We start from the raw sequence: 6,116 nt of genomic DNA on the forward strand, positions 1-6,116 counted from the left end.
GTCGCATCCGCCACGTCGTCCGCGGACGCGTCGTCGGAGGCCGCCGGAGTCGGGGCGCCCTCGGGAGCGAGCGCATCCTCGCCCACGACCGCCGCGATCCGCTCGCGCGAGATCACGCCGGCCCGCACGATGCGGAGCACGCCCGTGCCGTCTGCGCCGAGGCCCGTCGCGTCGACGATCGTCGAGGAGGTGTCGCCGGGGCGCTCGCCGATCGGCTCGTAGGCGACGCCCGCGGCTCCGCCGTCGAGGTAGACGGACACGCGATCGCCGAGCATGTCGGCGGCCTCGCCCGCGGTCGTGGCGGACGGCATGCCCGACAGGTTCGCCGACGACACCGCGAGCGGGCCGGTCTCGGAGAGCAGCTCGAGCGCGATGCGGTGGTCGGGCATCCGCAGGGCCACGGTGCCGCGGGTCTCGCCGAGGTCCCAGTGCAGCGAGGGCTGCGCGCGGAGGATGACGGTGAGCCCGCCGGGCCAGAACTCGGCCACCAGGGCGCGGACGGCGTCGGGCACGTCGGCCGCGAGGGCGTCGAGCGTGGGGATGCCCGGCACGAGCACCGGCGGCGGCGAGGTGCGCTCGCGCCCCTTCGCATCGAGCAGGCGCTGGACGGCCGCCGCGCTGAACGCATCGGCGGCGACGCCGTAGACGGTGTCGGTGGGGATGACGACGAGCTCGCCGCTGCCGATGGCGCGACGGGCCAGGCGCATGCCGGCGAGGAGCTCGGACTCGACCGAGCAGTCGTGGATGAGTGTCATGACCGCTCGATTCTAGACGGGACCGAGGGTCGGAGGCTGGGCGGGCGGATGCCTCGGCGTCAGCGGCGCGCGGTCGTCACCCGGTCGCGGCCGGTCAGGTCCCGGTGGTGCGCGACGGCGTGCCATCCGTCGGCCTTCAGGATCTCGGCGATCTCGGCGGACTGGGTCTCGCCGTGCTCGATCATGAGCGCGCCGCCCGGGTGCAGCAGCACGAGCGCTCGCCGCGAGAGCACGCGCACGACGTCGAGGCCGTCCGGGCCCCCGTAGAGCGCGTGCTCCGGGTCGTGCAGCCGCACCTCGGGATCGCGCGGGATCGCGTCGTCGGGGATGTAGGGCGGGTTCGACGCGACGACCGCGACGCGGCCCTCGAGCCCGGGCAGCGCCTCGGCGAGGTCGCCGAACACGAGCTCGAGGTTGGGCGCGGCGACCTCGTCGACGTTCCGCCGCGTCCACGGGAACGCCTCCGGGGAGTTCTCGACCGCGTGGACGCGCGCGTGCGGCACCTCGGTGGCCATCGACAGCGCGATCGCGCCGCTTCCGGAGCCGAGGTCGACGCCGATCGGCTCGGGTTCGGCGGCGGCGCGCAGCGCGTCGATCGCGAGTTGCGCGAGCAGCTCGGTCTCCGGTCGGGGGACGAAGACGCCGGGGCCGACGGCGAGCTCCAGGGAGCGGAACGCCGCGCGGCCGGTCAGGTGCTGCAGCGGCTCGCGGCGCACGCGGCGCGCGACGAGCACGTCGAGGGCCGCGGCATCCGTCGTCGAGAGCACGTCGCCGATCACCAGGCGCGCGTGCACCCCTCCGCGCGAGAGCCCGAGCACGTGCCCGATGAGCAGGTCGGCGTCGACCTCGGCATCCGCGATGCCCGCAGCCTGGAGCGTGCGGACCGTCGCGTCGCGCACCTCGCGGAGCGGTCTGGTCGCTGGCTCGTCGGGCGTCGCATTCACGCAATGGAATGTAACCCACTCCCGGCGCGTTCCCGCCGTCCGTATGCTGGTGCGCGGCACGACGCCGCCGTCACGAGAGGGAACGAGATCATGGCCCAGGTCTACGAGAACATCACCGACGTCTTCGGGCGCACCCCGCTCGTCAAGCTGAACCGCGTGACGGATGGCGCCGGCGCGACCGTGCTCGCCAAGCTCGAGTTCTACAACCCGTCGGCGAGCGTGAAGGACCGCCTCGGCATCGGAATCGTCGACGCCGCGGAGGCCTCCGGCGAGCTCCGGCCCGGTGGCACGATCGTCGAGGGCACGAGCGGCAACACCGGCATCGCGCTCGCGATGATCGGCGCGGCGCGCGGCTACCGCGTCGTGATCGCCATGCCCGAGACCATGTCGAAGGAGCGGCGCGTGCTGCTGCGCGCGTACGGCGCAGAGCTGGTGCTCACGCCGGGGTCCGAGGGCATGAAGGGCGCGGTCGCCCGTGCCGAGCAGATCGCGGCGGAGACCCCCGGTGCGGTGCTGGCCCGCCAGTTCGAGAACCAGGCGAACGTCGACATCCACCGCCGGACCACCGCCGAGGAGGTCTGGGACGACACCGACGGCGGCGTGGACATCTTCGTGTCGGGCATCGGCACCGGAGGCACGCTCTCCGGCGTGGGGCAGATCCTGAAGCAGCGCAAGCCCGAGGTGCGGATCGTCGGCGTCGAGCCGCTCGAGTCGCCGGTCCTGAACGGCGGCCAGCCCGGCCCGCACAAGATCCAGGGCATCGGGGCGAACTTCGTGCCCGCGATCCTCGACCGCGACGTCTACGACGAGATCATCGACGTGAACATCGACCAGGCCGTCGCGACCGCGCGCCGCCTCGGCATCGAGGAGGGCATCCTCGGCGGCATCTCCTCCGGCGCGACCGTGTACGCGGCGACCCAGCTCGCCCAGCGGCCCGAGAACGCCGGCAAGACGATCGTCGTGATCGTGGCGAGCTACGGCGAGCGCTACCTCTCGACCGTCCTCTACGAGGACCTGCTGGACTAGGCGCTGCGGGCGATCTGGTTGACTGGACGGGTGGGAATCCTCGGCCGCCTCAGGGAAGACGTCGCAACGGCCCGGTCCCATGACCCCGCCGCACGCAGCCGCATCGAGATCGTGCTCGCCTACTCGGGCCTGCATGCGATCTGGGCGCACCGCCTCGCTCATCGCATGTGGCAGGTCCCGGTGCTCCGTCTGCCGGCACGCGTCGTCTCGCAGTTCGTGCGCTTCCTCACGGGCGTCGAGATCCACCCGGGTGCCACGATCGGTCGGCGGTTCTTCATCGACCACGGCATGGGCGTCGTCATCGGCGAGACGGCGATCGTCGGCGACGACGTCATGCTGTACCACGGCGTGACCCTCGGCGGGAAGGCCCCGCGCGGAGCCCCCCGCGGCGCGAAGCGCCACCCGACGCTCGGCGACGGCGTCACGGTGGGTGCCGGAGCGAAGGTGCTCGGCGACATCGAGATCGGCTCCGGCAGCGCGATCGGCGCCAATGCCGTCGTCACGAGGGGTGCTCCCCCGCATTCGCTGCTCGTCGGGATCCCCGCGGTCGCGAAGCCGCTCTCGCCGGCGACGGCGGATGCCGCGCGCGGCATGCACGACTGGCACGTCGACTTCCACATCTAGGCGCGCGAGTCGACGCCCTCCGTGCGCACGACGCGATCCGTCAATCGCGCTCGGCGAACGGACGGATCGCGGGATCGCTCACTGGTCGCCGAGATCGGCGAGCCGCGCCTCCTCGTCGGCCTGGATCGCCGACTCGATGATGGGCTCGAGCGCGCCGTTCATGACCTGGTCGAGGTTGTACGCCTTGTACCCGGTGCGGTGGTCGGCGATGCGGTTCTCGGGGAAGTTGTACGTGCGGATCCGCTCGGAGCGGTCCATGGACCGGATCTGCGACTTCCGCGCGTCGGACGCCGCGGCCGCGATCTCCTCCTGCTGGCGCGCGAGCAGGCGGGCGCGGAGCACGCGCATCGCGGCCTCGCGGTTCTGCAGCTGCGACTTCTCGTTCTGCATGGCGACGACGATGCCGGTCGGGACGTGCGTGATGCGCACGGCGGAATCGGTCGTGTTGACCGACTGGCCGCCCGGGCCCGATGAGCGGTAGACGTCGATCTTGAGGTCGTTCTGGTTGATCTCGACCTCTTCCGGCTCGTCGACCTCGGGGAACACGAGCACGCCGGTCGTCGACGTGTGGATGCGCCCCTGCGTCTCGGTGACCGGAACGCGCTGCACGCGATGCACGCCGCCCTCGTACTTCAGGTGCGCCCAGACGCCCTGCGACGGATCGGAGGCGTTCGACTTGATCGCGACCTGCACGTTCTTGTAGCCGCCGAGGTCGGACTCGTCGCGCTCGAGGAGCTCGGTCTTCCAGCCCTTCGACTGCGCGTACTGGATGTACATCCGCAGCAGGTCGGCCGCGAAGAGGGCGCTCTCGGCGCCGCCCTCGCCGCCCTTGATCTCCATGATCACGTCGCGCCCGTCGTCGGGGTCGCGCGGGATCAGGAGCCGGCGCAGCTTCTCCTGCGACTCCGCGAGGTGCTCCTCGAGGCCGGGGACCTCCTCCGCGAACGCCTGGTCCTCCTTGGCGAGCTCACGCGCCGCCTCGAGGTCGTCCTGCGCCTGCCGCCACGCGTCGTGCGCTGCGACGATGCGGCTGAGCTCGGCGTAGCGCCGGTTCACCCGCTTCGCACGCGCGGCGTCGGCGTGCAGCGCCGGATCGGACAGCTCGACCTGCAGCGAGGCGTGCTCGGTGATCAGTGCCTGGACGGACTCGAACATCGATCAGCGGTGGTCGGACTCGTGGCCGTGCCCGTTCCCGTTGCCGCCGACCGGTGCCGACTTCTGCATGAGCAGGAGGAACTCGGTGTTCGACTGCGTCTCGCGAAGGCGACCGAGCACGGCCTCGAGGGCCTGCTGCGGCTCGAGGCCTGCGAGCGCGCGACGGAGCTTCCAGGTGATCTTCACCTCGTCGGGCGAGAGCAGCATCTCCTCGCGACGCGTCGACGACGCGTTGACGTCGACCGCGGGGAAGATGCGCTTGTCCGCGAGGTGACGCGACAAGCGCAGCTCGGAGTTGCCGGTGCCCTTGAACTCCTCGAAGATCACCTCGTCCATCTTGGAGCCGGTCTCGACGAGCGCGGTCGCGAGGATGGTCAGCGAACCGCCGTTCTCGATGTTCCGCGCCGCGCCGAAGAACCGCTTCGGCGGGTACAGCGCCGACGCGTCCACGCCGCCCGAGAGCACGCGTCCCGATGCGGGCGCGGCCAGGTTGTAGGCGCGGCCGAGGCGGGTGATCGAGTCGAGCAGCACGACGACGTCGTGACCGAGCTCGACGAGGCGCTTCGCACGCTCGATCGCGAGCTCCGCGACCGTGGTGTGGTCCTCGGCGGGGCGGTCGAACGTCGAGGCGATGACCTCGCCCTTGACCGTGCGCTGCATGTCGGTGACCTCTTCGGGGCGCTCGTCGACGAGCACGACCATGAGGTGGACCTCGGGGTTGTTGGTGGCGATGGCGTTCGCGATCTGCTGGAGCACGATCGTCTTGCCCGCCTTCGGCGGCGCGACGATGAGGCCGCGCTGGCCCTTGCCGATCGGTGCCACGAGGTCGATGATGCGCTGCGTCAGCTTCGTCGGCTCGGTCTCGAGGCGGAGGCGGTCCTGCGGGTAGAGCGGAGTGAGCTTCTGGAAGTCCACGCGCGCCGCGGCCTCGTCGGCCGTCTGGCCGTTGACCGAGTCGATCTTGACCAGGGCGTTGTACTTCTGGCGGCTGCTGCCCTCGCCCTCGCGCGGCTGCTTGATCGATCCGACGACCGCGTCGCCCTTGCGCAGGTGGTACTTCTTCACCTGGCCGAGCGAGACGTACACGTCGCTCGGTCCGGGCAGGTACCCGGTCGTGCGCACGAACGCGTAGTTGTCGAGCACGTCGAGGATGCCGGCGATCGGGATGAGCACGTCGTCGTCGAGGATCTCGGGCTCGACCTCGTCGCCCTGGCCCTGCCCGCGGCGCTTGCGGTCGCGGTAGCGGTTCCGGCGGCCGCCGCCCTCGCCGTCGGCCTGCTGCTGGTCGCCGCCGCGGCCCTGCTGGTCGCCGCGGCCCTGAGCACCACGACCGCCCTGCTGGTCCTGCTTGCCCTTGTCGGAGTCGCCGCCCTGGCGGCCCTTCTCGGACTCGGCCTGGCGGGCCTTGTCGCCGTCTGCCTGCTCGTCGGCACGGCGTGCGCCCTGCTGCTGGTCGGCCTTCTGACCGTCGGCACGGTCGGCGCCGCCGCGACGACCGCGGTTGCGGCTGCGGCCCTGACGCTGCTCCGTGGGCTGCTCGGCCTTGCCGTCGCCCTCGCCTTCGCCTTCGCCGGCATCGCCGGCGTCGCCCTTCCGGCCTGCGCCAGTCGCG

Annotated in this window: 6 protein-coding genes; 2 read left to right on the forward strand and 4 right to left on the reverse strand. The window is 71.9% G+C overall.

Going from position 1 to position 6,116, the window contains the following annotated elements:
• Both ESO86_RS09730 and prmC read right to left on the reverse strand, forming a co-directional pair.
• On the reverse strand, window positions 1-755 hold a 755-nt coding region (locus ESO86_RS09730), incomplete at its 3' end, for an L-threonylcarbamoyladenylate synthase (protein WP_129234721.1).
• Between the two features lie 59 nt (window positions 756-814).
• Window positions 815-1,699: a peptide chain release factor N(5)-glutamine methyltransferase gene (gene prmC / locus ESO86_RS09735; protein WP_129234722.1), complete on the reverse strand. Its 885-nt coding sequence runs from the start codon at window positions 1,697-1,699 to the stop codon at window positions 815-817.
• 90 nt (window positions 1,700-1,789) lie between these two features.
• Between prmC and cysK the strand changes: the two genes are divergently transcribed.
• Window positions 1,790-2,725: a cysteine synthase A gene (cysK, locus tag ESO86_RS09740; protein WP_129234723.1), complete on the forward strand. Its 936-nt coding sequence runs from the start codon at window positions 1,790-1,792 to the stop codon at window positions 2,723-2,725.
• 30 nt (window positions 2,726-2,755) lie between these two features.
• Complete coding sequence (gene epsC / locus ESO86_RS09745) at window positions 2,756-3,349, forward strand: serine O-acetyltransferase EpsC (protein ID WP_129234724.1); 594 nt, start codon at window positions 2,756-2,758, stop codon at window positions 3,347-3,349.
• A 78-nt stretch (window positions 3,350-3,427) separates the two neighbouring features.
• On the opposite strand, the gene prfA is transcribed toward epsC, so the two are convergent.
• A complete protein-coding gene (prfA, locus tag ESO86_RS09750; protein ID WP_129234725.1) occupies window positions 3,428-4,504 on the reverse strand; it encodes a peptide chain release factor 1 in 1,077 nt (358 codons plus the stop codon).
• A gap of 3 nt (window positions 4,505-4,507) precedes the next feature.
• On the reverse strand, window positions 4,508-6,116 hold a 1,609-nt coding region (gene rho / locus ESO86_RS09755; protein WP_129234726.1), incomplete at its 5' end, for a transcription termination factor Rho.

Origin of the sequence: Agromyces binzhouensis (assembly GCF_004135055.1) — a bacterium.
Classification (GTDB): domain Bacteria; phylum Actinomycetota; class Actinomycetes; order Actinomycetales; family Microbacteriaceae; genus Agromyces; species Agromyces binzhouensis.

Coding starts and splice junctions, on each gene's coding strand:
- cysK (WP_129234723.1), top strand. CDS start 1,790: ATGGCCCAGGTCTACGAGAACATCACCGACGTCTTCGGGCGCACCCCG.
- prfA (WP_129234725.1), bottom strand. CDS start 4,504: ATGTTCGAGTCCGTCCAGGCACTGATCACCGAGCACGCCTCGCTGCAG.